The organism is Oceanobacillus sp. FSL W7-1293 (assembly GCF_037969815.1).
Lineage (GTDB): Bacteria > Bacillota > Bacilli > Bacillales > Amphibacillaceae > Oceanobacillus > Oceanobacillus oncorhynchi.
Map to the genome: position 1 here is coordinate 2,728,189 of NZ_CP150212.1, position 26,629 is coordinate 2,754,817.

Sequence of the window (26,629 nt, forward strand, 5' to 3'; positions counted from 1 at the left end):
CCTCCTTCTTCTCTTACGCTTGATGATATTGTGATAAGAAACGGACATCGTTGGTGTAAAAATGACGAATATCGTTCACACCGTATTTCAGCATCGCAATGCGCTCCTGTCCCATTCCGAATGCAAACCCGCTGTAAACAGTGGAATCATAACCGCTCATTTCCAATACACGCGGATGGACCATTCCGCCGCCCAGGATTTCAATCCAGCCGGTATGCTTACAAACCGAGCACCCTTTTCCATTACAAACCTTACAGGATACATCCATTTCAACAGATGGTTCTGTAAACGGGAAGAAAGATGGACGCAAGCGGATTTCGCGGTCTTTCCCGAACATTTTTTTCGCAAACACATCTAATGTACCTTTTAAATCACTCAGGGTAATATTTTTATCTACGACTAACCCTTCGATTTGTCTGAATTGATGAGAGTGTGTCGCATCATCCGTATCCCGGCGGTACACCTTGCCCGGGCAAATCATCTTGATTGGGCGCTTTCCTTGATATGCTTCCATCGTACGTGCCTGCACAGGTGAGGTCTGTGTACGCAAAAGCAATTCATTGGTAATAAAGAAGGTGTCCTGCATATCTCGTGCCGGATGGTTTTTCGGTAAATTTAATTTCTCAAAATTGTAGTAATCTGTTTCTACCTCGGGTCCTTCCTTTACCTCATAGCCCATGCCGATAAACAAATCCTCAATCTCTTCCATAATACTCGTTAATAAATGTCTGCCGCCGACGTGAACCGGGTTTCCAGGCAGGGTTACATCGATGGTTTCTGTTTCCAGCTGCTTATTCAAGGCTTCTCTTTCTAATTTTTCTGTTTTAGCATCCAATGCATCTGTAATGGATTCCCGAACATTATTAGCAAGCTCGCCGATAACCGGACGTTCTTCCTTCGATAACTTTCCCATGCCGCGAAGAACGGTTGTCAGGGAACCTTTTTTTCCTAAGTATTTCACTTTCATTTCCTGTAAAGCCTGGCTGTTTTCTGCCTTTTCAATAGCTGCGAGAGCTTCCTGCTCTATCGCCTGCAATTCTTCTTTCATCGTACGAAATACCTCCTTTTAATCATTTCCTGTGTTTGATGGACTTTTTTAAACATAAAAAAAGCCCCGTCTCCCAAAAAAGGGACGAAGCTATATGGTCGCGGTACCACCCTTGTTGACTGGATAAACCTATCCAATCCAACTCTTGCCTCATAACGGATGGCGTCCGAATCACCTTTACATTTTGATATGGTCCAAGTGTCCGCTCCAGAGTGAAACGTAATTGCCGACATGATAGAAATGCTTCCAGTCAAGGCATCTCCTCCCTAAATCATTTATACAGGCAGTTACTTGCTCTTTCATTGCGTTTAGTTGTTTGTTCTTTTCATAACAAAAGAACGTATCATTTACTTTATGATGTATTACAGTTATTATAGAAAAATTATCGCTGCATTGCAAGGTTAATTCTTTAAATAATATAGCAACACGCCTGCTGCGATGCTGACATTTAATGATTCTGCCTTTCCGAGGATGGGAATGGTTACCCGTTCATCCGCTTTTTCCAACAAGGATTCCTTTACGCCGGCTCCTTCATTCCCAAAAATAAGCGCTGTTTTTTGCGGGATTGGGAGATCTTTGTAATTCTCCGCTTTTTCTAATGCTGTAGCCCAAACACGGTAATCAGCTTCTTTCAGCCGCAACAGCTTCTCCTCCAGATCAGCATGTATAATTGGTAAATGGAAAATGGACCCTTGTGTGGCACGAATCACTTTATCATTATACAAATCGACACAGCCGCTGCCAAGGATAATTCCATCTGCACCCGCAGCGTCCGCAGTACGTATGATTGTCCCTGCATTCCCCGGGTCTTGGACTGCATCCAATAAAACAACTACCTCTCCGTTCACTGCTTCTTCTTTCTTTATTTCAACGACAGCCATCATCCCTTGAGGGGAAGCAGTAAAAGAAAGTTCTTTAAACACCTGTTTGGTGACCCCGATAACAGGAAGATGATGCGCCGACTCCAAAACAGAAGCTTCTTCGGAAACAATAAGTTCTTTTACTTCCCAATCGCTCGCCAGCGCTTCTTCAATTAAATGCTCTCCTTCAACCAAGAATGCATTCATTTGCTTTCTGTATTTTCTTTGATGCAGCTTTTTTAAAGACTTTATTTTCTCATTTTTCACAGATGTAATCACTTTATTCATCCTATCCAATTTTAAATTCTAACTACATCATACATAAATTCACAACTTATGGTCAAACTACTTTTAATAACACAGATAAAGGAGTGAACAGGAATGGATTTAAATATCCGTAAAGCAATTTACGCCAATATATCAAATAATAATCAAGAACAATTAGAAGCAACCATTGTGGATGCCATTAACAATGGAGAAGAAAAAATGCTGCCTGGTCTCGGAGTTCTTTTTGAACTAATTTGGAATCATTCTGATGAAAGCAAAAAACAGGAAATGATATCCTCTCTAGAAGATGGAATTCAAAGCGATTTATCCTAATTGACATCAGTTATATCTTTATTATGTCACCCTAAAAAGTATGCCGCTCCCCAAATGAGAAGCCGGCATGCTTTTTAGGATGTTTCAAAAATTCAACCCTTCAACAATTTGATTTCATTAAAGAATGCTTATTGGGATTTCTTAAGATTTTTAATTCGACAAATTTAGCAAACTTTGAAACCTTTTCCTGTTTCGTTCCGTAGAAAATAGTAGAATAAAAGACAGCATGTTTTGACAAAAACTGCTTCCAGCCTGTTTATTTTTATCCTATTTAGGGAATAGGAAATCAAGCTCAGTCGATATTTAGTCTTAAGAACCAAGGCTTGAAACCGATTGACTACTTATTTCTTTAATGTTATAACAGGTTAGGGTCATTTTTCATCGTATAAATTTTTGATTCTAATTCTCAGCTGATGAATATAATTTATAGTATGAAAAAGATACAGCAGCCTGGCAAAACTACATACGCTGAGCTTTTATTGACCATTCTAAATTGTGCAAATTGCGCAAATATAGTTTCAAGAAAGGAGCATGTACTTTGGTAGAAAATAATGAGGAACAACCAAAGAAAAAAGGTTTTTCAAAAGGAATTATTGCTATTATTATTGCAGTAGTCGTTCTTGCAGGTGGAGGAGCAGCAGCATTCTTCCTGACCGGATCTACACCTAAAGCAACCTATTTCCAAGCTGAGAAAAATTCAATTGAACAACTGCAAGATTTTATGGAAACAAGATATGAGGATGAATATAATTGGTATGAACAATCCATGGAAAATCCTGTTTCCCAAAACGTAAGCCTCGGTTTAAACCTGGAAGGACTTGAAAATCAAGGCTATATAGACCCGCAAATTGCAGCGATGCTTTCAAACGCTGAGCTTGCATTCCATTCAGAGACAGATATGGAAAACAATCAGGCTTCTACAGAATTATCCGTAAATGTTGCAGGCATGAACTTCGATGGGCTGGCTGGTTATGTAGAAGGCTCTGATGTGTATGCAGAACTTCCTTTCCTGGAAGAAGTACTTAAGATTTCTGATGAGGATATCGGCAGTGTATTGGCTGAAATAGATCCTTACACGTTCACAGGAAATGAACAATTAGGCATTGAAGAGCTGATGTTTGAAAATGACGGTCAGCTATTAACAGATGAAGAGAAAGAATATCTTCAGGATGAATATGTCATGTTCATTTATGATGAGCTTCCAGACGATGCATTTGAAAGTGAAAATGAAGACGTAGAAGTAAATGGTGATTCAATCAGCGCTGAGAAAATCACAATGAACCTTTCCGAAGAGGAAGTTAAATCTCTAATCACTTCTGTCTTAGAAAAAATGAAGGGTGACGAAGAGTTTAAAGAAATTTTAAGCAACCAGCTTGAAAGAGCTGGCAGCACTCCGTTAGAAGACCCTGCAGTCTTCCAACAGCAGATTGATGAAGTATTAGGAGAATTTGACAGCGCCATGGATCAAGGCATTGAAGCAGTAGAAAACTTCCAATTCCCTGAAGGCGTTCAATCTACACTTTGGGTATCTGATGATAAAGTTGTTCAACGCGACTTCTCTATCAGTCTAGCACCAGAAGGCGAAGACCCTGTTACTTTCAATTTATCAGGCGGGCAATTATTTAATGATGATCAGATTTATTTTGACCATACATTAACAATGGGCGATGGATCTGAAGATGTAACGATGGCATTCGATGGAGATTTCCAAGGAACTGGAGACTCTGTAACAGATAATGCTAACTTTAGCTTTTCATTTGACGATGGCTACATGCCGGTTGAATTCACTGGTACGTATACTGGCGATGAATCGTTAGATGGGTCTGCTCGTGATTTTGACCGTCAGCTGCAATTCACCGTGGATAATGAAACAATCAATCTTGGCTGGACTGGCGATTCTGTCTATGACGGCGACCAAATGAGCTCAAACAATAATATTGCATTAGATTTCCCTGGATATGTTGAAAATGTTTCCATGGACATTAATTCTGAAGGAGCTGTTATCGACGCAGTAGAAGGTGTTGATACATCAAATGTCGTTGACCTCGGCGCCATGTCTGCCGAAGAACTGCAGCAATACTTCGAAGAGGACTTCAGCAGCCAGCTTGAGCAATGGCTAATGCAGTTTGGCTTCTAAGCCAGCATTTGAACGATTGAATTAGAAAGAAAAGAGTGTGCATGATCATGATTTTTCTAAAGCAAACTGGGCTTTTTATCAAAAATCATATACGGCAGCTTAAGAGGAAGTGGTATTCACTTCCTCTTCTTTTCATATTTCCGCTTGCGTTGGCAGGGCTTATGATGGTGATTGTTGTCAGTTTTTTTTCCCAGGATGAAAATGAAGCCATCCAATTAGGTTTAGTTGATTTAGATAATTCAACAGAGACAGAAATGATGGTGCAATTATTAGAACAGTCCTCAGGCTTTATTGATTTTTTAGAAGTCAATCAATTATCCGAGGAAGAAGCTATTGAACAGATTGAATTAAACAATTTAAGTACATATATCGCTTTTCCGGAAGGTTTTATTCAGAATTTATATCAAGGATACTCTGTGGAAGTTCCCATCGTCGGCAATAAAAAGCAGCTGCTGGAAAGCTACATGATGAATGAAACGCTGCAGAGCGTTGTCCGTCACATTCGTTCCTCACAAGCTAATATTCTGGCAATCAATTATTATGCAAAACAATTTGATATGGACGATGAGGAAAGGAATGACTTTGTTTTTGATCAATTTCAAGAGTTCCTAATGTATACCGTTGGCAGAGACCAGGTCATAAGAGAACGAACGCTGTCTAATCAGGCTAGCTCCTCCCCCGTTGCTTATTTTAGCTTGGGAGGCTGGTTTATCATCAGCAGCCTTTGGCTCTTTTCATTATATTACTTTTTCACAAAAGAAAATCCGCCTTTAATCAGCCAGCGTATTCGTTTGTATGGGGCTACACAGCTTAGACAAATGCTCGCTAAGATAACCGTTACGCTTGTATTGTCTCTTATTCTAGCCTGTCTTTCCTTTTGGGCATTACTTTCTTTTTTAAATATAGAGCTGAATCAAGAAAATATCGTTCGCTCTTTCATACTTATTATTTTGTATCAAGTTGGATTTATTATCTGTTTGGCCATTTTTGAAGTGCTTATTTCTTCTTTAAAATTAAGACTGCTCACACAAATATTATTTACATCCATTTTGATATTATTTAGCGGCGCACTGATTCCGACGCTATACTTTCCATTAGGAGTTCAGGATTATCTCCCATACTCTTATGCTTATAACAGTCTTTACTGGCTTCAGGAAATTGTACTTAACGGGAGACATTATGCCGAATATACTTCCAGCCTTCTGCTAATTGGTGTTTTGTTATTTATACTGTTGGGACTTTTAAGCTGGAAGGAGCGTAGAAGTATATGATGGATATTCTGACGACACGTTGGCTGCATATGAAAAAGCAGCTTGTATCTATATTATTTTGGGCAATCTCACCTATCCTTTTCACCTGGCTGCTTCTATCTGGTACAGAGCTTATTCAAAACCAAAGCTCGATTCCAGTGGGGGTAATACTGGAAGAAGAAACAGAGATGGCAATGCAGTTAAGAGAAAAGCTCGATTCCTCCGATCTCATTCGTGTGGTAGACATAGAGAATGAAACAGAGGCAAGACAAATGGTAGCGACGCATGAGCTGGATAGTGCATTTATTATTGAAGAAGGATATGAAGATGCTATTCAGGCTGGTCAGCGTAACCGGCTGATTACAAGTTACCAGACAGATTTATCTATGGGTTATACACCGGTTATAGAAATGATTGCTTCATTTGTTCAAGAGGATAGTGGGAAAGTCAAAACAGCATATACCGTTATGGATTTAGGGGAGGCTTTAAACAGTTCGTCCATCCCCTCTTTTGATGAAATAATGAATGAAATTTATTCTATTGAAGAAAGTGAGAATCTGATTTTCACCAATTTCACTTTGCTTGGAGAAGATGCTGAAACCGATGAAGGGTTTTCTTTATTCCAAAACCCATGGAGCTTATGGTCCGTTTTTTCGCTTTTATCTACCTTCTTTTTATTTGATTGGCTGATAAAAGAAAAAAATGCAACAACCCGCATCCGTTTCATATTTAATCGTTTGTCTTTTCCAACCTATTTGCTGTCGAACCTCCTTCTTTACAGTATGGGGTTATTTGTATTAGATATGCTGACATGGGGCATTTTCCATATTTTATATGACGAAGGCTTTAGTATATCGCAATTAGCTTATCTAGTCAGTTTTCGTGTAACGGTTTGTATGCTTGTCTTTTTGACAGGATTAGCTTTTAAAAAGCTGCTCCCCTATTATATAACTGCTGTTTTGGTCATTTTAGTAACGATGATTATCAGCGGAATTATATTACCGATGGAAGGGATATATGAAAGTTATCCTTGGGTTGCATATGCAAACCCGTTAAGACAGATTGTTTATGAAGAAGTATGCAGCGGCTGGACATTTATAGCACCAATTTGTCTCATCGTCTGGTATGTGAAAGGAGTTTTTGGCAATGCAGCTGGAAATTGAAAAAGTATCTAAATCATTCGGAAGAAAGAAGGTGCTTGAAAATGTATCCTTCCAGGCAGAATCCGGGGAAATCATTGGTTTGGTTGGAGAAAATGGCGCAGGAAAGTCCTCTCTGCTCCGTATTTTAGCAACGATTTCAAAAGCAAATTCAGGCAGTATACGTTTAGGTGAATGGACATACGGAAAAAATCGAAAACAGCTTCGCAGAATAGTTGGATTTGTCCCTCAGGATATTGCTTTATGGGAGGACATGACAGTGAAAGAAAACATGATGTTCTTCGAAAAGCTTTCTTGGGTTCACCGTTCAAAAGACGAATTAAAGAAGCTTTGTGAGGATATGGAATTATTCAAATGGAATGAACCAGTCCATACGTTATCCGGCGGAATGAAACGGAAATTAAATATGGCAATCAGCCTGATTCATAACCCGGAATTACTGCTGCTGGATGAGCCGACGGTGGGAATTGATTTGCGATCCAAAAAAGAGATTGCGGGTTATCTGAAGCAAAAAGCAAAGATTGACCATAAAATGATTATGTATACTTCACATGATATGGATGAAATTCAAAGTATCTGTGATGCTGTTGTATGTATTGGTAATGATCCATTCTATGAAAACTTATTGCGAGAAACAAACATGAAAATAATCTCTATATAATATTGCTTAAAAGCTGTAAAACAGATAAAATAGGATTAGTTAATGTGCGTGAAACTAAAAATTTTTAGTAATAATTATTCATTTTATATCGTGATTACGCAGGATAAAGAATCTATTTTTCAGTAAAATACGGACGGTGAATGCGAATGGAAATCAATACGAATCAACTGACAAACCCTTTAGGCATGCTAGGTTCTGCTCCAGCTGCAGGAAATGTGGAAGAAAATACAGGCTTCGGCGGAAAGTCTTTTCAGCAGCTGCTTTTAGAACGAATCCGGGAGGCAGAGGAACGAACAGCACAGGATTTTGGATCGAATATTCAAAATCCTGAAGTTGTTTCTTCTCCTATGACACAAATGGCTTCTTCTGCACAGCCAGCTGCGAGTCAGCCTGTCAGTGGGAAGGCATCAAATTATCAAGGTATCGTTCAGGAAATGGCAAACAAGTACAATGTAAGTGAACGATTAATCAATGCTGTTATTCAGCAGGAATCTAATTTTAATCCTAATGCCCGAAGTCATGCCGGCGCTCAAGGTTTAATGCAATTAATGCCCGGAACCGCTGCTGGTTTAGGTGTTACAAATTCGTATGACCCCCGCCAAAATATTGAAGGCGGCACAAAATACTTAAGTCAAATGCTTAACCGGTATAACGGAAATACAGAATTAGCTTTGGCTGCTTATAACGCCGGACCGGGTAATGTAGATAAACATCAGGGTATTCCGCCCTTTAAAGAAACAACAGCTTATGTGTCTAAAGTAATGGGTACATACCGTTCTTAAAAATAGACTTAGCGTTAATTTAAGATATATTTCTTAAATTGTACTAAAAAAGATTCGTTTATCAATGGAGAGATAAACGAATCTTTTTATTTTATTCATATTCTTTTTCAATGGTTTTTGTACTGCGGACCGTATCAATTTCCCTTACCTGACTTTCAATCTGTTCACGCTGCGGCTCAAGAAATGGCGGCAAGGCTAATTTCTCTCCCACTGTTTCATACGGCTCATCCTCCATAAATCCAGGACCGGCTGTGGCTATTTCGAATAATACCTGCGGCGCAACTGGCGTATATAGTGAACCAAAATAAAAGCGTTCCACAAATCCCGAAGTATTAAAACCAAATTGCTCTATTCTTTGCTGCCATGTATCTAAATCTTCCCGTTCGTCCACACATAATGCGGCGTGATGAACAGTACCATAGCCCTGTCTTGCAGGCGGCAATTCTTCATTATGCTCTACGATGATACGGGCGCCGTTTCCTCCTTCGTCCACTTCAAATAGATGGAATGCTCCCTCGTCTGCAATCTCCTTGTACATAAATACTTTTTCCAGCACCTGCTTGAAAAAGTTGAAATCTGCCACACGTACCACAACAGGGCCAAGGCCAGTAATTCCAAATTCTAATGGTATTGGGCCATTTTTCCATGGCGTACCAGATGCTCTTCCATTATTACTCTCATCTGAAACGAGCTGATACTGTTGATCATCAAAATCAGCGAAGGATAATGTTTTTACATCAAATTGCTGTTTAATTCCTGTATGCGCGATTCCCAGGCGGTCAAAGCGTTTCACCCAGTATTCCAGCGCCGCGTCACTTGGAACACGTAAAGATGTTTTATAAATTTCATTTGTTCCATGGGAACCTTTAGGAATACCCGGAAAATCAAAAAATGTCATGTCTGTCCCCGCATTACCTTCATCGTCCGCAAAGAATAAATGATACGTTTGGATATCGTCCTGATTGACTGTTTTCTTTACTAATCGCATACCGAGTACATAAGTAAAAAACTCATAATTTTTTTCTGCGCTGCTTGTAATTGCTGTAACGTGGTGCATTCCACGGATTGGATTCATTAGAAAAACTCCTTTTTATATTTAATTACATATTTTTTAATTAAATATAATTTACCACAGCTTTTTCTATCTGTCAATAACAGGTGTTTTTAGAACATCCCATTGATGAAAAAATCGTGCCTTATAAATAAATTAAAGACACGATTTTTTCATCATTATTAAGCTTTGATTAGAGCATCTACGGTTTTGCGGTCCAATTTTTTTATGACAGCAGTCAATAACTTCACAGTATTTTCATAGTCATCACGATGAAGAATCCCTGCATGAGAATGGATATAGCGGGTTGCTACTGTAACAGACAGAGATGGAACGCCATTGCCCGTTAAATGAATGGAGCCTGAATCTGTACCGCCGCCAGCCATCGAGGTAAATTGGTAAGGAATATTATTCTCCTCTGCTGTATCGACAACCAAATCGCGCAGTCCTTTATGAGAAATCATAGAAGCATCATATAACACAATCTGCGGGCCTTCGCCAAGCTTGCTGTCCGCTTCTTGTTTCGCAATCCCCGGAGTGTCCCCTGCAATACCGACATCGACACCGAAACCGATATCGGGCTGAATCAGATGGGCAGATGTTTTTGCCCCGCGCAGGCCGACTTCTTCTTGAATCGTGCCGACACCATAGACGATATTAGGATGTGCTTCATCTTTTAACGCCTTTAATACATCAATTGCGATTGCTAAACCGATACGGTTGTCCCAAGCTTTCGCCATCAATAATTTTTCATTTTTTAATTGGGTAAATTCAAAATATGGAACAACCGAATCTCCAGGTTTTACACCAAACGATTCTGCTTCTTCTTTACTTGTTGCTCCAATATCGATAAACATATCTTTTATTTCATATGGTTTCTTTCTTGCCTCAGGACTAAGTACATGCGGAGGCTTAGAACCAATGACCCCTGTTACATCTCCGTCTGAGCCCATAATCGTTACGCGCTGCGCCAGCATAACCTGATTCCACCAGCCGCCAGCTGTCTGGAAATATAAAAAGCCATTTTCATCAATGCGTGTAACCATCAGGCCAATTTCGTCCAAATGCCCTGCAACCATAATTTTCGGTCCATTTTCGTCACCTGTTTTTACAGCGACGGAACTGCCTAAATTATCTGTTTTCAGCTCATCTGCAAAGGGCTTGATATAGCTTTCAAATACGTCACGCACTTCTTTTTCATTTCCTGGTATTCCCTTTGCGTCCGTTAAATCTTTAAGCATTGTTAAGGTGTTGTCTAATTTTTCCATATTCAAAATCTCTCCTTTAAAGAAAAATTGGCTTGCCTGGTGTAAATAAAGCTTAAATTTCCTTTGTTTTACATTCATCAACGACGAATACAACACAAAGACTCGCCGCTTAAAATCATTTGTTATAAGCTTACTCTTTCCCAACGTATGGAAAAGATTTAATAACCTTGATCCTGACGCTCATAATTAATTTTATTTTTATCCCAATAGGCCTGCTGGATATCCTCATCCGTAAACCCAAGCTGGTTCCCTAACCGCAGAGTCCAGCTGAACAGCTGCTGATAATTCTCATTTCTCGGGTTTTCCCGGTAGGTAATCGCCTTCTCATATACGTGATAAAAACATTCTGATTCGGTAATGTCCTCTTCCAGTTCTGTTTTATCCGCTGATTGATAAATAAAATCCTTTTCTATACCAATGGACATTAAAAAATGCAGAACATCTACGTATTCTTCTAAAATAACCTGCCCGCTATTTCTTGGTTTGGTGCTCCAAAATTTAAAGCATCTTGTCTCATTTGCAAGCTCCCCAAGCTCTACCAGCAAGGCAAGATGCTTTTCACGAAATAAATTTACATCTGACAAATCATGATTATTTTCAATATATGTATCTAATTGCTTCTGCATATCAAATAGCTGATTCCAATCCAACGTAACGCCTCCTCTTCCATGTTCTCTTCCATTTTATCACAGACCTTTTAGAAAATCTTTTTATTCTCATTGCCCATCTTGATTTGAACGGCTTTCCAAATTTGTCAAAATCATCTCCAATCCGATTGTAAAGCTTTTTTCCAGCTCCTGGGGAAGCCCAAATCCTCCATTTACCTCTAACAGCGTGAATCCATGCAGATAGCTTCGTAATACCCGAATAAAATGAATCGCTTCCTCTTCGGACAACGTATATTTTTGCAGTATTTTTAAGAAGATGGCTACAATCTGCTCAGATATTTGTTTGGTTTCCTCGCTATTCCATGTATTTACTTTTTGTGCTAATTCATATTGGCCGGGGTTGTTTTTTGCAAAATTTCGATACTCCTTTGCAATCGCCCATAACGCTTCTTTCTTTTCCAGTCCAATACTGGCTGTGAGCAGCTTCTCATACAAATTCTGCATACTCTTATGAGCTGCTAAATCCAGTAAGTCTTCTAAATTTTCCACATGATTATATAGAGATGGCGATTTAATACCTAACTCCATAGCTGTATTTTTAATGGTTACACCGGATGTCCCCTTCTCCTTCACAATTTTTAGCGTTGCATCAATAATTTTTCTTTGATCTATCTTTTTTCTCATTTTTTTCGTCCGCCTTCTGCAACTTTAATTGCTTTTTTCATCTGCTCCTCTGGCTTGACGAGCATATTACCATGTCCTACTGCAAGTAATTCAGGACTTAAATCCAGTAATTTTTTTGCACTCTCTACAGCCGTTTTTCTGTCCCAAGTTGCTATTTTAGGAAAAGGAAACTGCCACTTTAAGACCCCGGAAACAGCAAGGCCTCCCCTTGTTTGAAATGCATCTCCGGCAATAAGCATTCGATGCTGCGGTTCAAAAAAAGACACCGCTCCCGGAGTGTGCCCCGGACTCGAAATTACTTCCAAAGAATCAATGAATTCTCCGCTTTCAAAAGTAAAATCAATCGGGATAATGTTTTTAGGAAATCCTCCCTTTACAGGTTTATCCGGTTCGTCTTCCTGCAAGCGAAAATCTTTTTTTAATAAATAACTGTCTCTTTTTGAAATTCCCACCAGTACTTCAGGAAAGACTTTTTTAAAATAGGGTGTCCCGTTTACATGATCTCCGTGTGCATGTGTCAAAATTAATTTATTCAACGGTTTTCCAGTCTGATGAACAATTTCTTTTACCATATCAGTAAACTTACTCACACCCATATCGATACAGATTAAATCTGCTTCCTGCTCTACAACAAAGCAGTTAATTGGAAAAAGATGTGGCAAAAAAGTAATTTGATATAAATTATGATACCGTTTAATTATCATTTAATCACCTCAACTAATATTATTAATATTATAACTAACTTGATTAGTTTAAGTCAATAAAATAATGTGAGGGCTTAAAACAGGAGGAGTTTCCAATATGACAATCAGGGAAGGCAGGAAAGATTAAATTTCAACATTTTTTTAATAAAATAATATTTCTCTGAAACTTTTTTGAATCTCATCCGTATGAAGGGGTAACAGGACGTTCTAAGGAGTAGATAATTATGGCCATCATTATCTTTCGAATATTATTAGTGATTGCAATTGCACTATTAATTTATACATGGATTCAATACTTAAAAAATCCTGAGCGAAAACTGCGTCTTTCTCAGGAGAATCAGGGTTTTTATTTATTAGATGAACAAAATAACAATAAGAAAAATTTCCAATTAACTTATAAAGGCTGCCTTTTTATCGGTGAAAAATACTTAGGGACCACCGAAGATGCTTTTGAAGTCGTGGATATTCATGTTACCGTTAAAAATCCATTAGAGCTTCGCGGATTGACGAGAGAGGATTTGTATTTTCTGGAGCAGGAAATATTAATTCATTATCCGCATGCTTCCATTACGTGGAAGCATCCGATTAATGAGCTGATTATAACAGAGATTACAAAAGACTAACCAGCCCGGACAGGACTGGTTATTTTTCTATACAAAAGGAGCTTCTTTGTCGGTAAAACGGTAAAAGTAAGGGATAATTAACATAAAAATAATAAATAAACAAAAGCTTACTGGAATGATAATCAACCAAGAAATGTTCCATACATTCATGATGAAAATAACAATCATTAGAATCGGACTGAAAAGAAATGTATTAAACCGGCTTTCTTTTGTTAAAAATTGCTTATTTTTACAGCTTGGACAGCGCATTCTCCAGCTCCAGACAAGCTCACGAAGTTTAAATTCATGCTCACAATTCCAGCACGACGGGAGTTCCATATCATACATCACCTCTTTTAACGCCTTTCTTCTTACTTTTATTTTAAAACAACCAGCTCTTATGCTCAAGAGCTGGTTGTTTTACTCGGTGTAAGAGGTTTTGATAATCCATGATGCCGATACTCCGTTCCCGACGTTGGCGCAGCAAAAAACTCCTGCCATTTAATAATAATCTCTTTTCTCCTTAACAGGTACAAGGATGGGAGTAAGGCGATGATAAATGCAGCAATATATACTGGAGAAAGCTGAGAAATCCAACCACCGATGCTTGTGTAGACAATTGCCAGAGGAATGTTTGTGATAAAGGAAGATTTAATATATCCTTTAAAGGTTTGATTCGTTTCGATCAAGCATAAAGATAATAAGTGAAAGTGGATAAATGGAACAAGACGTAACAGCGTAATCTGAGCGGTCGTCATTTCTGTATGCTTGCCAAGCAACCGCTGCTTCAAAATAATGAGCTTATCGATAGATTTCGGCATCCAGCCTGCCATGATATAAAAAAGCAAACTCGCCATTGTTATCCCGATAATAGAATAAACACTTCCTGCAATTGGACCAAATAAGATACCGCCAGAAATACAAATAAAGACAACTGGTAAGAATAACATCGGTCGAATGAGATGAAGAATAATAAACAGCAGCGGAGAAAGCACGCCTCCCATCTCAACAATCACCAGCAAATAATTCCCAACGTATTCCATGGCTAACCCTCCTCTGAGGAAGCTGGTTTCATTTCTATTTATATATATGTTTCAAGACGAGCTGTGTATGATAAAAGAATGACGCTGGTTTTTCTATCTAAAAAATTCTCTATTAAAATGAAGCACTCCCTCTAGAAATAGACAGTCAGGCTAATAAAGCTGATTATATTAATCACGATTAATACCGGAATCCCGATAGTAAAGCTCTTATGCTTTGTTTTATGCCGGAAAGTCTGCATGCCAATATATACACCGGCACTTCCTCCTAAAATAGCCAGCAGCCAAAAAGTCCGTTCAGGAATTCGATATGCTCGCTGCTTTGCCTTTTGTTTATCTTTAAACATCAAATAAAACCCAATCATGTTCGCAATCAGTATATAAAGAAGCCATGATGATATGTTTTCCATTTCTTCCTCCTGTTTTTATGAAAGATACCTTTTCATCATAAAGAAAGTCTCTGTTTCCTGCAACGCTGAGCGCTTTGATTCGAAAGATAAAAAAAGATCGCTATCCAATTTGGATGCGACCTCTCATTCTTCATGTTATTTTAAAGCTTCTTTTGCTTGAGATACTAATTGAGAAAATGCTTGTTCATCATTAATAGCTAAATCAGATAGCATTTTACGATTAATATCGATACCAGCAAGCTTCAAACCGTGCATTAGTTTGCTATAGCTCATATCGTTTAAACGAGCAGCGGCATTAATACGAGAAATCCAAAGTTTACGGAAATCACGTTTTTTCTGTCTGCGGTCACGATAAGCATATTGACCTGATTTGATAACTTGTTGTTTTGCTGTTTTAAATAGAGTTCTTTTCGAACCGTAATAACCTTTTGCTAATTTTAAGACGCGTTTACGACGACGACGCGTAACTGTTCCACCTTTAACACGTGGCATAAGAAATCCCTCCTGTATTCAATTACATATCTAAATTTATTATTTTGGCAGCATTTGTTTAATGCGTTGATAGTCCCCAGAAGAAACTAAAGTGCTCTTACGTAATTTACGTTTTTGCTTCTGAGATTTGTGTGCAAACATATGGCTAGTGTATGCATGAGATCTTTTTACTTTTCCAGATCCAGTTTTTTTGAAACGTTTTGCTGAACCTTTATGAGTTTTCATTTTAGGCATGTTTTTTTCCTCCAGTCATTGCAATAAAAAGCTTATTTTTTTTCATTTAATGGAGCGACCATCATAAACATATTACGGCCTTCCATTTTCGGTTTTGTTTCTACTGTTCCGAGATCCTTCACTTCTTCAGCGAAACGGTCCAGTACTTCTTTTCCGAGTTCTTTGTGGGTGATTGCGCGGCCGCGGAAACGGACTGCAGCTTTTACTTTATCCCCTTTTTCCAAGAACTTGCGTGCATTTTTAAGCTTCGTTTCAAAGTCATGGTCACCAATTCCAGGAGTAAAACGCACTTCCTTCACATTAATTACCTTTTGCTTTTTACGAGCTTCCTTCTCTTTCTTCTGCTGCTCAAAACGATACTTCCCGAAATCCATAATACGACATACCGGTGGTTTTGCGTTTGGAGCAACTAATACTAGATCAAGGTTTCGTTTCCCGGCAATATCCAGTGCTTCATTACGAGATTTTACTCCAAGCTGATCCCCATTTGCATCAATGAGACGAACTTCTCTTGCACGAATTTTTTCGTTAACATTCATATCCTTGCTAATAGCCAGCCACCTCCGAAATTTTGTTACTGATCTATCTGGACAAGTCATTTCAATACATAAAAAAAGTGTCGGTACATACTTGCACCCACACATCTCCTCATTCGTAAACATGAATCGTGATGAACCAGTCAACTATCCTCCATGGATGTCAATCAGGTGAGAAGCGGGTGCTTCTACTTGTCTTTAGATCATATCATTAACTTTTATAATATAGCATTTTATCGTTTACTTGTCAAGGACTGTATCCTTTTGTTTTAAACAACTATTGAATCATAGCACGGTTATTGTGAAGTGTCAATGGTTTTTCCCAAAATAGAAGTAAGACGGTTAACTTTGAAATGCTTCCTCATTTTAAGAAAATCCAAGAATACCGCTCGGTCTTTAAAACATCGATGTTCTTGCCATAGAAATGTCTGCTTGTACTTTTTTATTCCACAAAAAAGCTATTTTCATATCTAATATGAAAATAGCTTTTCTCTGTTAAAATTAGGAATATAGTTTATTTCTTCTGATTAATTTCTTCCTTGATAAAATCAACAAATTGATCAAATGGAAGTGTTTCTGTGTCTTGTTCACCGTAACGGCGGTAGTTCACACTGTTTGCTTCCATTTCCTTATCTCCCAGAACAAGGGCGAATGGAACTTTTTGTGTCTGTGCTTCACGTATTTTATAGCCCAGCTTTTCATCACGGCTGTCTAATTCAACACGGATACCTTCCTGGCGTAATTTATCCTCCACCTCTTTAGCGAAATCAAGATGCGCCTGCAAAGATACCGGAATGATTTTTGCTTGTACGGGGGCAAGCCAAGTAGGAAAAGCCCCTTTGTACTCTTCAATAAGAAATGCAACAAAGCGTTCCATCGTAGAAACGACACCACGGTGAATAACAACGGGACGATGTTCTTTTCCGTCCTCTCCGATATAAGTTAAGTCAAAGCGCTCTGGCAAGTGGAAGTCTAATTGCACTGTAGATAATGTTTCATCTTTTCCTAATGCTGTCTTCACCTGCACATCCAGCTTCGGACCATAGAAAGCAGCTTCTCCTTCTGCTTCTACATATTCCAAATTCATATCTTCCATGGTTTCCTTCAGCATTGCCTGCGCTTTATCCCACATGGCATCATTATCCACATATTTCTCTTTATCCTCAGGGTCACGATAGGAAAGACGGAAATAATAGTCATCAATTCCAAAATCTTTATACACACGCTGAACCAGTTCTACTACGCGGATAAATTCTTCTTTTAACTGATCGGGACGGGCAAAAATATGCGCATCATTTAATGTCATTGCACGGACACGCTGCAGACCGGCAAGCGCCCCGCTCATCTCATGGCGATGCATGGTTCCTAACTCTGCAATACGCACAGGCAGGTTACGGTAGCTCCATAGTTGATTTTTGAAAACCATCATATGATGCGGACAGTTCATTGGACGCAATACAAGCTCTTCATTATCCATTTCCATGGTCGGGAACATATCCTCCTGATAATGATCCCAGTGTCCGCTTGTTTTATACAACTCTACATTACCGAGAACAGGCGTATACACATGGTCATAACCTAAGCGTTCTTCTAAATCAACGATATAACGCTCCACGTTACGACGAATAGTTGCTCCTTTTGGCAGCCATAAAGGCAGGCCCTGCCCTACTTTTTGCGACACGGTGAAAATACCCAGCTCTTTCCCAAGCTTCCGATGATCTCTTTCCTTACGCTCTTCCAAAATTTGCAGATATTCCTCTAACTGTGATTTTTTCTCAAATTCGGTTCCATAAATACGCTGCAGCTGTTTATTATTACTGTCTCCACGCCAATAAGCGCCAGAAATACTTAATAATTTAAATGCTTTGATTTTACTGGTAGAAGGAACATGCACTCCTCTGCATAAATCAAAGAACTCCCCCTGTTCGTATATGGTTACTGTTTCATCTTCAGGGATTGCATCCAGCAGTTCTAATTTTAAGTCATCACCAATTTCCGCAAAGCGGGCTTTTGCTTCATTACGTGATACTTCCACACGAGTTATTTCTAAGTTCTCGTCCACAATCCGCTTCATTTCTTTTTCTATTTTTGGAAGATCCTCCGGAGTTAAGGTATGCTCCATATCAATATCATAGTAGAAGCCTTCTTCAATTACAGGTCCGACACCTAATTGCACGTTAGGATACAAGCGTTTTACAGCTTGCGCTAATAAATGGGCTGTAGAGTGACGTGCAATTTCCAAGCCTTCTTGGTCTCGATACGTAATAATTTCAATTTTTCCGCCTTTTGGTAGCGGACGGCGTAAATCTACAGGCTCTCCATCCAATTTAACTGCAAGTGCCTGCTTTTTTAAACCTGAAGAAATAGAAGCAGCAATATCTTCTCCTGTTGTTCCTTCAGGGAATTGTTTTTCAGCTCCATCTGGAAAAATAATTGTTAAATCAGCCATGTTTATCGAACTCCTTTATCAAATTAAAAAACGCTCCATCTCTTTGCGCTATGCAAAGGGACGAGCGTTTTATGCCGTGGTTCCACCCAAATTCCTGAAGATAAACTAATCCTCTTATCCTCAGCTTCATTGATCTTTAACGCAGATAGGACGTTACTGCCTACTTCCAATCGTTTCAGCAGCAATGCTCCGAGGCGGTAATTATTTCTTCACGAAAGGAAGCTTGCAGCCAAATGACTTCCCTCTCTGAGTACGTAATTAGGAAATAATCTTGTCCTCATCTCAGCAGCTTATTTTCAAACTCTATTCGTATTATATTCCTTTCAGGTTTGAAAAGCAAGTCCAATGGATTATTCCCCGCGAGACAGGATAGAAGTTCCTTCCGTTTCAAATTCCACCCTTTCTTGAAATATATTTGTTATTGTCATGATTTTCGGATCGTCCGGATCATCTCCATACACCTTTATTTTTGCTGGTGACATGGCAATCAGCGGGCTTAAATTAAATTCATTTTCATGCAGCCCCAATGCGTATAACGGTGCTTGAAACATCCACATACGCAGCTTATCTTTAGAGATCACTTCTCCTTTATCATTATAAAAAATAAAATTCTCTCCCTGTTCGATATAAATCAAATCAACACAGGGATCTTTTTTCTCGATATAATGACGGAGCATATCTATAAATGCCTGATGATCCTCTTCCCGCTTAAATTCTTCAATTGCTTTCCCCACACATTCGTGGACAAATTCTAAAAAGGAAGCAAGCCGGAAATGCAATATTGCACTAAAATGAATGCTTTTATGTTCTTTTAAATGACGAAAAAAAATATCCTGCAAAAGCTTTGTAGTATTCACATGTTCTCGTAAATACTGATTGTCTGAATCTGTTTCAAATAAAATCCACATAGAAAAATCATAAATACGGTTGATTTCATCTGGATCTGAAAAATAATAATTATCGGTAATCTTACCAATAATGATGTCAGAAAGATGCTCTTCTATAAAAACCTCTGCCATCACGGAGCTTATCACATGGATGAACTCCCTTTCTTCTAAATCCCCTTCCAGCCTTAATCTGCTGCTCCAGGCATTTGTTTGTTGATGTACTCTGATCTGCTTTCTATATGGAGTCAACTGATTACGAAAAGCCGTTACTTCTTTATTCGATTCAAAATACAGTTCCAACAATACATATCACCCTCATCCACTTACAAACTGTTACAATTATATGGACAAGGCTATATAAAAATGCGTAAACTAGTCAGACTAGCAAATGAAAGTCATGTAGTATAAGAAAAGTTGAAACCAAACCATGTTTGATAACCCTCCCAGTCAGCAAGTTTTCTTTAAAGGAAATGAGCTTGGGGGCTGCGGAAAACGGTGTATATTTCTGGGGTTCAGGATTACCAATGTTGTCAGGTTAGTGCGGCCGCTACGGAAAAACACTACGCTAGACAGGTTTTATTACTATCTATATCAAATTTAATAAAATTCATTAACCTGACAATATTGTTAGGTTTACTCCCCCATGAAACCCTCTAGTTTTTTACCTACGTTTCCTGTTCATAAAAAAAGATTTCCGTATCTGAGCGGAAATCTTTTTTATGAAGGCAGATTGTGAATCATGTGTGTTCAAATCGTTATTCGTCTCTTCTATTTTTCCCAGACATTTTTACCACACTGCTTACCTGCTTAATCCGTTCAATAATCCGGCCGGCTTTCACTTCTTCCACACCGTTTCTGGTGCTTGCCAATTCTTTCTCCAGTTCATTCAAATCAAAATTGGAGGAGAAAAAGACAGGCAATCCTTCCATCATCCGGTATTGCAGTACGGAGCCCAACACTTCATCCCGAAACCAGGCAGATTGCAATTCCGCTCCAATATCATCTAACATTAACACATCCGCTTTCTTAAAGAAATCTATCTTTTCGTTAAATGAATCATCTTTAAAGGAACCTTTTATTTCCCGGACAAACTCTGGCATGTAAATCAAGGTAGTAGAGTAATTTCTCTTTTTCAGCTCATTTGCTATCGCGCCGAGCAAATAGGTTTTTCCAATTCCAAATGATCCATGAAGATACAATCCTTTTTTCGGCAGCCCGCTTTTTGCTTCTTCTAAAAAGCTGATAATCTCACCAATAGCTGAAATTCTTGACTTATCTTGGATCACTTCTGACATTTTTGCTTCTAAAATCTCCTTCGGCATATAAAGGCTCTGAAAAAGCTTCTGTTGTGCTTCCTGTTCCTCAATCTGAATACGTGAATGACATTTTTCATAGCTCAGTCTAATTTCATTTTTATCCATACTTAATACCGGAGAGTAACCCTGCATCAAATTCTGGCACTCTCCGAAAGATGCACAACGGTCACATTGTTTCGATTGTGATTTATATTCATAGAGCCGCATTAAATTCTTTTCAATATCGTGGTCAGTCAGTTCCGGATGGTCACGCAAAAATGCTTTAACAGAGGGATCACTTAGAATTTCATTTTTTATTCTAGTGTAATTGGTTTTGAAGTTCTCATTTTTGTCCATCCATGCTTTTAATTCGGATTGTATCGGTTTCACCTATTATCCCTCCTTTTCATCTCAGCTTTCATTTAAATATTTTTGCAGCTTAGCTTCAATTTCCTGCTGCTCTTGTTCGCTTATATTGCTGTCTGTTGTATTTTTTGATGGTGTCTTTTTCCGGTTATTAAACCAGTCCGGAACAACTTCTTTTTTATAGTTGTTATTATAATTATAATTATTACTTTTCCTTGGTTTACTTTTGGATGATTTATATTTTTCCTGTTCTTGTTTAGCAAAGTTCATGGCATCTTTTGCTGTTTTCAAACCAACTCTTGACCAATGGCCCGCAATGGTTTCCATATACGCTTTAGACAGCTTCATATTGGATTGCAGCAGAACATAATGAATCAGTACATTCATGACAGGAGCTGGCAGTCCCTGTTTTGTCATCACTTCCCGGACCACTTTAATATCCTGCTCCGAAGCATGGTTTCCGTCAGATAAATCCTCCAATAACTGCTTTGGTGATATGGTCTCCAGCTCGTGAACCAGCTGCTCTTCTTTTGTCACAGGCTGCTTCATAGAAACTTGCGTATCAACAGCTGCCATTTTTTCGTTTAAACGGATAGCCTGTCCATTATTACGGGAGATAAACATATCATGGCAAGCAGATTTAAATTCTTCCTGATTCAATTGGTTATCTTCATCAAGTGCCCATAAGAGTGCTTTTTCTATTTCTACACTTTCTGCGTCATATAATACCTTCATTTGATAAATGAGTTTTTTATTTACAGAATGTAGAACTTTTTCAGCCGGAATAAACCGCTGACGAAGCGATTGTTCTATCCATGAAAAATCCATGAAATCCGTTTCTCTATTTTCTTTTTCATTTTCTATATTCAGAGCAGCAGACGCAGAAGGTGTAATCGTATCAAACACTTCATTAAAATCAGCTGTTACCTCTTCCCCATAAGCGATGCTGTCCTTTACGTAACGAGCATAAAGCTCATTATATTTCTGTTCTCCTATATGATGTAATAATAGCTGGGACAGCATAGGTTCTCCAAAAAATTGATTGGGGGAATAAGGACGCTGCACACTATAGGTATAATAGTCTCTGTTGTCCTCTCTTCGTTTATAGGTCTTTAATAACCCGATAGCTTCCAATTTTATACGTGCACGGTAAATATTATCCAGCGTTAAATTCAAATATGTCATTAATGTATGATGTGTCTGCGTTTTTTGCGCATAATCTGCCTCATAAAATAATGTATAGTATAACGAAATTGCCTGAATCCCAATCAACGGCTGATAAAAATGCGTCAATGAAGCATTAAAATCAATGGGAGGCTGCTCATCCATAACGACATGGTACCCATCAATAGGAAGGATTTTTCCGATTGCATTCATTTCAACCCATCCTTTGTTTTATTCTTCCTGTGTTTGTTTATCTGTCTTGATTATTTCTTTTAACTCATCCAAGAAAACAGTTATATCCTTAAATTGACGATAGACAGAAGCGAACCTGACATAAGATACTTCATCCACCTCAGCAAGTCTTTCCATCACCATTTCGCCTACATTATGACTCGAGACCTCTGAATTCCCTTCATTCCGTAATTTCTTTTCTACGTCTAAAGCTATATTTTCTATTGTATCTATCGCCACAGGGCGTTTCTCACAAGCTCTGATAATCCCTCTGGTAAGTTTTTCCCTCGAAAATTCCTGACGCATGCCATCTTTTTTCACAACAATGAGTGGTACTTCTTCAATCCGTTCAAAAGTGGTAAAACGAAATCCGCACTTCTCACATTCCCGGCGTCTGCGTATAGCTGCTCCCTCTTCAATTGGACGAGAATCTAACACTTTCGTATTTTTATTATTGCAGTTAGAACAACGCATTTCGTTCACTCCTTCTTCATTTACCCTTCTATTAATGGTAATTGTTCATTCACATGCTGATACATTCTTTTTATGATTTTATTACTGTAACCAAAATCTATCTGGAGAGGTGTCTCTGTAGTCACTGAAAAGTCAAGCGCTGTGTAATACGGACGGACCATAATGACTGTAGCAATAATGAAAACTTTTTTACCGCGTTTACTGATGGCACTAATCTCTCCATGCTGCTCCGAGCTGGCATGAATCGAAAAGTCAGAGCTTCCATTAAAATATGTCTCTAGTTCCTGAATAACAGTATTCTTACTCGCTTTATAATATCTGGTTTTTAAGCTTGCATCTATATGATGATCACTTGTTTCTGCATGATTACTAAAAAAACGTTTCATTTTATACCCTATCGACATAAACATACACATCCTATATTTATCGCTATAAAAAACTATTCTACAAGCATCTCTTGTCTCTGTAAACAGCATTGCAGCGTATTTATTCTAACGTATCTTCCAATTCTTTTAAACATATAAATACATACATATACGTATATATTATTTTAACATGATTTGTACATTTAAACTACTTTCCCAAAATAGAGTAAACTCCGGATTTAATATAAGCACATTAAAACGATGTTTATAAAACATAAACCCGTTTATTTTACTTAGTATTATTTTCATAAAATAGTCACAAAGACTTATTACATATTGTTTATCGACAGCCGATAAAGTAATTAAGAAAGCCATTATCCATAAAGATGTCATCTTAAAAAAGAAGGAGTATGTTTTAATGAGTGTAGGAAAGAAATTGAATTTATCTTTTATTGTATTAATTGTTTTATTGGCTGTTTCTGTTGGAAACAGCATCATGAATTTGAAAAACATTGAAAATGATGTAGAGGAGGCAATGGATTCACGCCTGGAGCAGCTTATATTAATTGAAAATATCCGCTATGATGTTGCGATGCAGGCGCTCCATACCCGTTCAATGATTTTAGAACCGGAGGAAGATAACCATAGAGAGAATCTTATAGCCGTCGCTGCAGACCTTGACGGCAATTTAGATGAATTACAAGGCTATTTAGCATCTGAGGAAATGAGATCATATTGGGACCAGGCTAATGCCCCGAATAATGATTTCAATGAGGCAATGCCAAATATTATAGCTGATGTGGAAAATGGGAATATCGAAGAGGCGACAGAAATTGTCAATACAACTGTACAGGATATCAACACCGCTATGCTTGATGCAGCTGAAGAAATGGAAATCTATCAAACTGGACAAATGGATAATATCGATAGCGAAATAAGCTCTTCCATTGTTACTGCCCAGGTTATTTCATTCGTTGTTCTGGGTGCAAGTATACTCATTGGTATTGGTTTAATGTTCTATGTTCGCCGTTCTATCACAGCCCCATTGGTAAGTATCATGGATGTTGCAAGGAAATTTGGTGATGGTGATTTATCTGCAGAGGATATAGCTGTCAAATCTAAAGATGAACTAGGTCAGCTGGCTGCAATTTTCAATGCTTCTAAAAATAATACCCGGGACTTAATTATGCGTATTCAACACAATGCGGAACAACTGGGGGGCATCATCCGAAGAGCTTTCAGCAAGTGCTGAAGAAGCATCTGCAACAACGGAAGAAGTGACGAAGCAAGCTGCAGAGACTGCGGAAACTTCTCAAACTGCAGCACACGCCGCAAATGAAAGCTCCATTGCAATGGGAGAAACCGCTCAAGGTGTTCAGCGAATTGCTGAAGCTGCGCAGTCACTTCACGCTTCTTCCAGCGAAACAAGTGAAGCCGCACAAAATGGAACACTGGTTATCGGGGACGCTCAGCAGCAAATGAATCACATAAATGAATCTGCTTCTTCTGTCAATGATCTTGTGCTGAAACTGGCAAAACAAACAGAAGAAATTGAAAATATTACGAAGGTCATTACTGATATCACAGATCAAACCAATCTATTAGCATTAAATGCAGCGATTGAGGCAGCCCGTGCAGGTGAACAAGGAAAAGGATTTTCAGTTGTAGCAGATGAAGTACGCAAGCTAGCTGAGCAATCCAAAAAATCAGCCAGCTCTATCAGTCTGTTAACCACAGAAATCAAAAATGATACAGAAAATGTGGAGAAAGCCATGCAAACTGCTTTACCTGCTGTTCAAAAAGGAGTAGAGGTCATTACGGAGGCTGGAACATCCTTTGAAGCGATTGTGACTGCTGTCCAAGGAATGACACACGAAATCCAGGAGGTTTCAGCAACTTCTCAGGAGCTCTCAGCAAGCGCAGAACAAGTTTCTGCTTCTGTTACAGAAATTTCAACTGGATCACAGGTTATGTCTGGCAATATTGATACGATAGCCGCTTCAATGGAAGAACAATCTGCAACAATGAATGAAGTAGCCCATGTCGCCACTTCTTTAAGTGAAACTGCTCAAGGATTGCAGGAGGAGACACAGAAATTTAAAGTATAAAGCAGAAAAACATCCGCATGAACGCTCAAGCGGATGTTTTTCTGCTGTTATAAGAAACTCTTTTCGGGAAAAAGGAAGCTGGTATAGAAGCCTGCTTCCCTTTTATATCATTCTATGATGTTAAACGCACACTTTGTTCCATTTTATAACCTACATAGCTGACTAAATCGACAACACGTTTAGAGTAGCCCCATTCATTATCATACCAAGCAATAATTTTTAATTTATTATTATCCATCACCATCGTAGACAGCCCGTCAATGGTTGCAGAATAAGTACTTGTAGTATAGTCAATGGAAACCAGAGGTTCATCCGAATATTGAATAATCCCACGCATACTTCCTTCTGATGCTTGTTTGAATAAAGCATTCACTTCTTCTATCGTAACATCTTCTTCAATATCAATTACTAAATCTACCAATGATACATTAGGTGTCGGTACACGCAAGGCCATTCCATGTAATTTACCCTTCGTCTGAGGCAACACTTCCGCAAGCGCTTTAGCAGCCCCGGTCGTGGTCGGAATAATAGACTGCGTACAGCTTCTTGCCCGGCGTAAATCTTTATGCGGATTATCGATATTTTTTTGATCATTTGTATATGCATGAACGGTTGTCATTAATCCATTCTTTATTGTAAAGTGGTCATCGATTACTTTGACCACAGGAGCTAAACAATTGGTTGTACAAGAGGCATTTGAGATAACATCATCTAATTCTGGGTTGTAATCACTTTCATTTACACCGATGACGATTGTTTTATCAACTTCTTTTCCAGGAGCGGTGATGACTACTTTTTTTGCTCCAGCCTGTAAATGCCGTCCTGCTGCTTCTTTTGTGTTAAATTTGCCAGTTGCTTCGATAACAACGTCAATCCCAAGGTCTTCCCATGGTAATTTTTCCGGTTCTCTGAAATTCACCAAAAGAACTTCCTTCCGATTAACAATCAATTTGTTCGGCAGCGCTTGCACTTCTCCGTTAAAGGGACCGTGAACACTATCATATTTAATTAAGTGAGCAAGCGTTTCTGAAGGATAGCTCGCATTAATGGCAACAACTTCTAAATGTTCCTCTTCCATTGCTTGACGAAAGACCATTCTACCAATTCGACCAAAACCTGTAATTGCAATACGCGTTTTTTCCATAAGCACTATCTTCCTCCCG

General features: G+C 38.6%; 29 protein-coding genes and 1 other annotated feature. Of the genes, 9 read left to right on the forward strand and 20 right to left on the reverse strand.

The features are described 5' to 3' along the window. Nucleotides 1-13 precede the first annotated feature (13 nt). Together pheS and MKY65_RS13420 are read right to left on the reverse strand one after the other, a co-directional pair. Complete coding sequence (pheS, locus tag MKY65_RS13415; RefSeq protein WP_339177567.1) at nt 14-1,048, reverse strand: phenylalanine--tRNA ligase subunit alpha; 1,035 nt, start codon at nt 1,046-1,048, stop codon at nt 14-16. Between the two features lie 401 nt (nt 1,049-1,449). Next, on the reverse strand, nt 1,450-2,187 hold the full coding sequence (locus MKY65_RS13420; RefSeq protein ID WP_339177568.1) for an RNA methyltransferase: 738 nt from the start codon (nt 2,185-2,187) through the stop codon (nt 1,450-1,452). A gap of 102 nt (nt 2,188-2,289) precedes the next feature. Between MKY65_RS13420 and sspI the strand changes: the two genes are divergently transcribed. The 6 genes from sspI to MKY65_RS13450 all read left to right on the forward strand — a co-directional run bounded on the left by sspI (nt 2,290) and on the right by MKY65_RS13450 (nt 8,498). Then, entirely contained in the window at nt 2,290-2,508 is a 219-nt protein-coding gene (gene sspI / locus MKY65_RS13425; RefSeq protein WP_042534468.1) for a small acid-soluble spore protein SspI, read from the forward strand. Between the two features lie 538 nt (nt 2,509-3,046). Then, a complete protein-coding gene (locus tag MKY65_RS13430) occupies nt 3,047-4,645 on the forward strand; it encodes a DUF6583 family protein (RefSeq protein WP_339177569.1) in 1,599 nt (532 codons plus the stop codon). Nucleotides 4,646-4,692: 47 nt separating this feature from the next. Continuing rightward, nucleotides 4,693-5,916, forward strand: a complete 1,224-nt coding sequence (locus MKY65_RS13435) for an ABC transporter permease (RefSeq protein WP_339177571.1) — start codon at nt 4,693-4,695, stop codon at nt 5,914-5,916. After that, nucleotides 5,913-7,058 carry an ABC transporter permease gene (locus MKY65_RS13440; protein ID WP_339177574.1) on the forward strand — a complete coding sequence of 382 codons (1,146 nt, stop codon included), beginning with the start codon at nt 5,913-5,915 and terminating at the stop codon, nt 7,056-7,058. The genes MKY65_RS13435 and MKY65_RS13440 overlap by 4 nt, the downstream gene beginning before the upstream one ends. Then, nucleotides 7,042-7,716: an ABC transporter ATP-binding protein gene (locus MKY65_RS13445; protein ID WP_339177576.1), complete on the forward strand. Its 675-nt coding sequence runs from the start codon at nt 7,042-7,044 to the stop codon at nt 7,714-7,716. The genes MKY65_RS13440 and MKY65_RS13445 overlap by 17 nt, the downstream gene beginning before the upstream one ends. Before the next feature lie 146 nt (nt 7,717-7,862). Beyond that, nucleotides 7,863-8,498 carry a lytic transglycosylase domain-containing protein gene (locus tag MKY65_RS13450; RefSeq protein ID WP_339177579.1) on the forward strand — a complete coding sequence of 212 codons (636 nt, stop codon included), beginning with the start codon at nt 7,863-7,865 and terminating at the stop codon, nt 8,496-8,498. Nucleotides 8,499-8,589: 91 nt separating this feature from the next. On the opposite strand, the gene MKY65_RS13455 is transcribed toward MKY65_RS13450, so the two are convergent. From MKY65_RS13455 to MKY65_RS13475, 5 genes are all read right to left on the reverse strand, one after another. Beyond that, nucleotides 8,590-9,573 carry a ring-cleaving dioxygenase gene (locus tag MKY65_RS13455; protein ID WP_339177582.1) on the reverse strand — a complete coding sequence of 328 codons (984 nt, stop codon included), beginning with the start codon at nt 9,571-9,573 and terminating at the stop codon, nt 8,590-8,592. Nucleotides 9,574-9,731: 158 nt separating this feature from the next. Then, nucleotides 9,732-10,817 carry a M42 family metallopeptidase gene (locus MKY65_RS13460; protein WP_339177584.1) on the reverse strand — a complete coding sequence of 362 codons (1,086 nt, stop codon included), beginning with the start codon at nt 10,815-10,817 and terminating at the stop codon, nt 9,732-9,734. Between the two features lie 158 nt (nt 10,818-10,975). Next, nucleotides 10,976-11,467: a dUTP diphosphatase gene (locus MKY65_RS13465; protein ID WP_339177586.1), complete on the reverse strand. Its 492-nt coding sequence runs from the start codon at nt 11,465-11,467 to the stop codon at nt 10,976-10,978. A 66-nt stretch (nt 11,468-11,533) separates the two neighbouring features. Next, a complete protein-coding gene (locus MKY65_RS13470) occupies nt 11,534-12,109 on the reverse strand; it encodes a WHG domain-containing protein (protein WP_339177588.1) in 576 nt (191 codons plus the stop codon). After that, nucleotides 12,106-12,813: an MBL fold metallo-hydrolase gene (locus MKY65_RS13475; protein ID WP_339177590.1), complete on the reverse strand. Its 708-nt coding sequence runs from the start codon at nt 12,811-12,813 to the stop codon at nt 12,106-12,108. The genes MKY65_RS13470 and MKY65_RS13475 overlap by 4 nt, the downstream gene beginning before the upstream one ends. Before the next feature lie 224 nt (nt 12,814-13,037). Between MKY65_RS13475 and MKY65_RS13480 the strand changes: the two genes are divergently transcribed. Beyond that, nucleotides 13,038-13,436, forward strand: coding sequence for a sigma-w pathway protein ysdB (locus MKY65_RS13480; RefSeq protein WP_339177592.1), 399 nt, complete (start codon nt 13,038-13,040; stop codon nt 13,434-13,436). Nucleotides 13,437-13,463: 27 nt separating this feature from the next. On the opposite strand, the gene MKY65_RS13485 is transcribed toward MKY65_RS13480, so the two are convergent. The 12 genes from MKY65_RS13485 to MKY65_RS13540 all read right to left on the reverse strand — a co-directional run bounded on the left by MKY65_RS13485 (nt 13,464) and on the right by MKY65_RS13540 (nt 23,397). Continuing rightward, nucleotides 13,464-13,763 carry a TIGR04104 family putative zinc finger protein gene (locus MKY65_RS13485; protein ID WP_339185246.1) on the reverse strand — a complete coding sequence of 100 codons (300 nt, stop codon included), beginning with the start codon at nt 13,761-13,763 and terminating at the stop codon, nt 13,464-13,466. A 56-nt stretch (nt 13,764-13,819) separates the two neighbouring features. Further along, nucleotides 13,820-14,458, reverse strand: coding sequence for a VTT domain-containing protein (locus MKY65_RS13490; RefSeq protein ID WP_339177593.1), 639 nt, complete (start codon nt 14,456-14,458; stop codon nt 13,820-13,822). Between the two features lie 131 nt (nt 14,459-14,589). Then, complete coding sequence (locus MKY65_RS13495; protein ID WP_339177595.1) at nt 14,590-14,865, reverse strand: DUF1294 domain-containing protein; 276 nt, start codon at nt 14,863-14,865, stop codon at nt 14,590-14,592. A gap of 135 nt (nt 14,866-15,000) precedes the next feature. Further along, nucleotides 15,001-15,357 carry a 50S ribosomal protein L20 gene (gene rplT, locus MKY65_RS13500; RefSeq protein WP_042534495.1) on the reverse strand — a complete coding sequence of 119 codons (357 nt, stop codon included), beginning with the start codon at nt 15,355-15,357 and terminating at the stop codon, nt 15,001-15,003. Nucleotides 15,358-15,396: 39 nt separating this feature from the next. Then, the gene (rpmI, locus tag MKY65_RS13505) at nt 15,397-15,591 is read right to left on the reverse strand and encodes a 50S ribosomal protein L35 (RefSeq protein WP_042534497.1); all 195 of its coding nucleotides are present in this window, start codon (nt 15,589-15,591) and stop codon (nt 15,397-15,399) included. A gap of 32 nt (nt 15,592-15,623) precedes the next feature. Then, nucleotides 15,624-16,130, reverse strand: coding sequence for a translation initiation factor IF-3 (gene infC, locus MKY65_RS13510; protein ID WP_339185248.1), 507 nt, complete (start codon nt 16,128-16,130; stop codon nt 15,624-15,626). A 65-nt stretch (nt 16,131-16,195) separates the two neighbouring features. After that, nucleotides 16,196-16,327, reverse strand: a sequence feature (ribosomal protein L20 leader region). Between the two features lie 314 nt (nt 16,328-16,641). After that, on the reverse strand, nt 16,642-18,576 hold the full coding sequence (thrS, locus tag MKY65_RS13515; RefSeq protein WP_339177598.1) for a threonine--tRNA ligase: 1,935 nt from the start codon (nt 18,574-18,576) through the stop codon (nt 16,642-16,644). A gap of 350 nt (nt 18,577-18,926) precedes the next feature. Continuing rightward, nucleotides 18,927-19,766: a sporulation protein YtxC gene (gene ytxC, locus MKY65_RS13520; RefSeq protein WP_339177601.1), complete on the reverse strand. Its 840-nt coding sequence runs from the start codon at nt 19,764-19,766 to the stop codon at nt 18,927-18,929. Nucleotides 19,767-20,218: 452 nt separating this feature from the next. Next, nucleotides 20,219-21,148, reverse strand: a complete 930-nt coding sequence (gene dnaI / locus MKY65_RS13525) for a primosomal protein DnaI (RefSeq protein ID WP_339177604.1) — start codon at nt 21,146-21,148, stop codon at nt 20,219-20,221. A 21-nt stretch (nt 21,149-21,169) separates the two neighbouring features. Next, nucleotides 21,170-22,501 carry a DnaD domain protein gene (locus tag MKY65_RS13530; RefSeq protein ID WP_339177607.1) on the reverse strand — a complete coding sequence of 444 codons (1,332 nt, stop codon included), beginning with the start codon at nt 22,499-22,501 and terminating at the stop codon, nt 21,170-21,172. A gap of 18 nt (nt 22,502-22,519) precedes the next feature. Further along, complete coding sequence (nrdR, locus tag MKY65_RS13535) at nt 22,520-22,993, reverse strand: transcriptional regulator NrdR (RefSeq protein WP_042534507.1); 474 nt, start codon at nt 22,991-22,993, stop codon at nt 22,520-22,522. Nucleotides 22,994-23,013: 20 nt separating this feature from the next. After that, complete coding sequence (locus MKY65_RS13540) at nt 23,014-23,397, reverse strand: cytosolic protein (RefSeq protein ID WP_339177610.1); 384 nt, start codon at nt 23,395-23,397, stop codon at nt 23,014-23,016. Between the two features lie 379 nt (nt 23,398-23,776). Here MKY65_RS13540 and MKY65_RS13545 point away from each other — a divergent pair, with 379 nt between their 5' ends. Then, nucleotides 23,777-24,610 carry an MCP four helix bundle domain-containing protein gene (locus MKY65_RS13545; protein WP_339177612.1) on the forward strand — a complete coding sequence of 278 codons (834 nt, stop codon included), beginning with the start codon at nt 23,777-23,779 and terminating at the stop codon, nt 24,608-24,610. Next, nucleotides 24,561-25,466, forward strand: coding sequence for a methyl-accepting chemotaxis protein (locus MKY65_RS13550; RefSeq protein ID WP_339177614.1), 906 nt, complete (start codon nt 24,561-24,563; stop codon nt 25,464-25,466). Before MKY65_RS13545 ends, MKY65_RS13550 begins: the two co-directional genes overlap by 50 nt. A 112-nt stretch (nt 25,467-25,578) precedes the next feature. Here the strand turns inward: MKY65_RS13550 and MKY65_RS13555 are convergent, their stop codons facing one another. Then, nucleotides 25,579-26,610, reverse strand: a complete 1,032-nt coding sequence (locus tag MKY65_RS13555) for a glyceraldehyde-3-phosphate dehydrogenase (protein WP_339177616.1) — start codon at nt 26,608-26,610, stop codon at nt 25,579-25,581. Between the last annotated feature and the right edge of the window lie 19 nt (nt 26,611-26,629).

What these genes read in the sequence shown, in the direction of transcription:
- rpmI (WP_042534497.1), bottom strand. Translation starts at nt 15,591, where the DNA reads ATGCCTAAAATGAAAACTCATAAAGGTTCAGCAAAACGTTTCAAAAAA.
- MKY65_RS13545 (WP_339177612.1), top strand. Translation starts at nt 23,777, where the DNA reads ATGAGTGTAGGAAAGAAATTGAATTTATCTTTTATTGTATTAATTGTT.
- MKY65_RS13475 (WP_339177590.1), bottom strand. Translation starts at nt 12,813, where the DNA reads ATGATAATTAAACGGTATCATAATTTATATCAAATTACTTTTTTGCCA.
- MKY65_RS13450 (WP_339177579.1), top strand. Translation starts at nt 7,863, where the DNA reads ATGGAAATCAATACGAATCAACTGACAAACCCTTTAGGCATGCTAGGT.
- MKY65_RS13455 (WP_339177582.1), bottom strand. Translation starts at nt 9,573, where the DNA reads ATGAATCCAATCCGTGGAATGCACCACGTTACAGCAATTACAAGCAGC.
- MKY65_RS13440 (WP_339177574.1), top strand. Translation starts at nt 5,913, where the DNA reads ATGATGGATATTCTGACGACACGTTGGCTGCATATGAAAAAGCAGCTT.
- MKY65_RS13490 (WP_339177593.1), bottom strand. Translation starts at nt 14,458, where the DNA reads ATGGAATACGTTGGGAATTATTTGCTGGTGATTGTTGAGATGGGAGGC.
- MKY65_RS13495 (WP_339177595.1), bottom strand. Translation starts at nt 14,865, where the DNA reads ATGGAAAACATATCATCATGGCTTCTTTATATACTGATTGCGAACATG.
- MKY65_RS13555 (WP_339177616.1), bottom strand. Translation starts at nt 26,610, where the DNA reads ATGGAAAAAACGCGTATTGCAATTACAGGTTTTGGTCGAATTGGTAGA.
- MKY65_RS13460 (WP_339177584.1), bottom strand. Translation starts at nt 10,817, where the DNA reads ATGGAAAAATTAGACAACACCTTAACAATGCTTAAAGATTTAACGGAC.
- infC (WP_339185248.1), bottom strand. Translation starts at nt 16,130, where the DNA reads ATGAATGTTAACGAAAAAATTCGTGCAAGAGAAGTTCGTCTCATTGAT.
- pheS (WP_339177567.1), bottom strand. Translation starts at nt 1,048, where the DNA reads ATGAAAGAAGAATTGCAGGCGATAGAGCAGGAAGCTCTCGCAGCTATT.
- MKY65_RS13540 (WP_339177610.1), bottom strand. Translation starts at nt 23,397, where the DNA reads ATGTCGATAGGGTATAAAATGAAACGTTTTTTTAGTAATCATGCAGAA.
- MKY65_RS13485 (WP_339185246.1), bottom strand. Translation starts at nt 13,763, where the DNA reads ATGTATGATATGGAACTCCCGTCGTGCTGGAATTGTGAGCATGAATTT.
- MKY65_RS13435 (WP_339177571.1), top strand. Translation starts at nt 4,693, where the DNA reads ATGATTTTTCTAAAGCAAACTGGGCTTTTTATCAAAAATCATATACGG.
- thrS (WP_339177598.1), bottom strand. Translation starts at nt 18,576, where the DNA reads ATGGCTGATTTAACAATTATTTTTCCAGATGGAGCTGAAAAACAATTC.
- MKY65_RS13445 (WP_339177576.1), top strand. Translation starts at nt 7,042, where the DNA reads ATGCAGCTGGAAATTGAAAAAGTATCTAAATCATTCGGAAGAAAGAAG.
- MKY65_RS13550 (WP_339177614.1), top strand. Translation starts at nt 24,561, where the DNA reads ATGCGGAACAACTGGGGGGCATCATCCGAAGAGCTTTCAGCAAGTGCT.
- MKY65_RS13530 (WP_339177607.1), bottom strand. Translation starts at nt 22,501, where the DNA reads ATGAATGCAATCGGAAAAATCCTTCCTATTGATGGGTACCATGTCGTT.
- MKY65_RS13480 (WP_339177592.1), top strand. Translation starts at nt 13,038, where the DNA reads ATGGCCATCATTATCTTTCGAATATTATTAGTGATTGCAATTGCACTA.
- sspI (WP_042534468.1), top strand. Translation starts at nt 2,290, where the DNA reads ATGGATTTAAATATCCGTAAAGCAATTTACGCCAATATATCAAATAAT.
- nrdR (WP_042534507.1), bottom strand. Translation starts at nt 22,993, where the DNA reads ATGCGTTGTTCTAACTGCAATAATAAAAATACGAAAGTGTTAGATTCT.
- rplT (WP_042534495.1), bottom strand. Translation starts at nt 15,357, where the DNA reads ATGCCACGTGTTAAAGGTGGAACAGTTACGCGTCGTCGTCGTAAACGC.
- MKY65_RS13470 (WP_339177588.1), bottom strand. Translation starts at nt 12,109, where the DNA reads ATGAGAAAAAAGATAGATCAAAGAAAAATTATTGATGCAACGCTAAAA.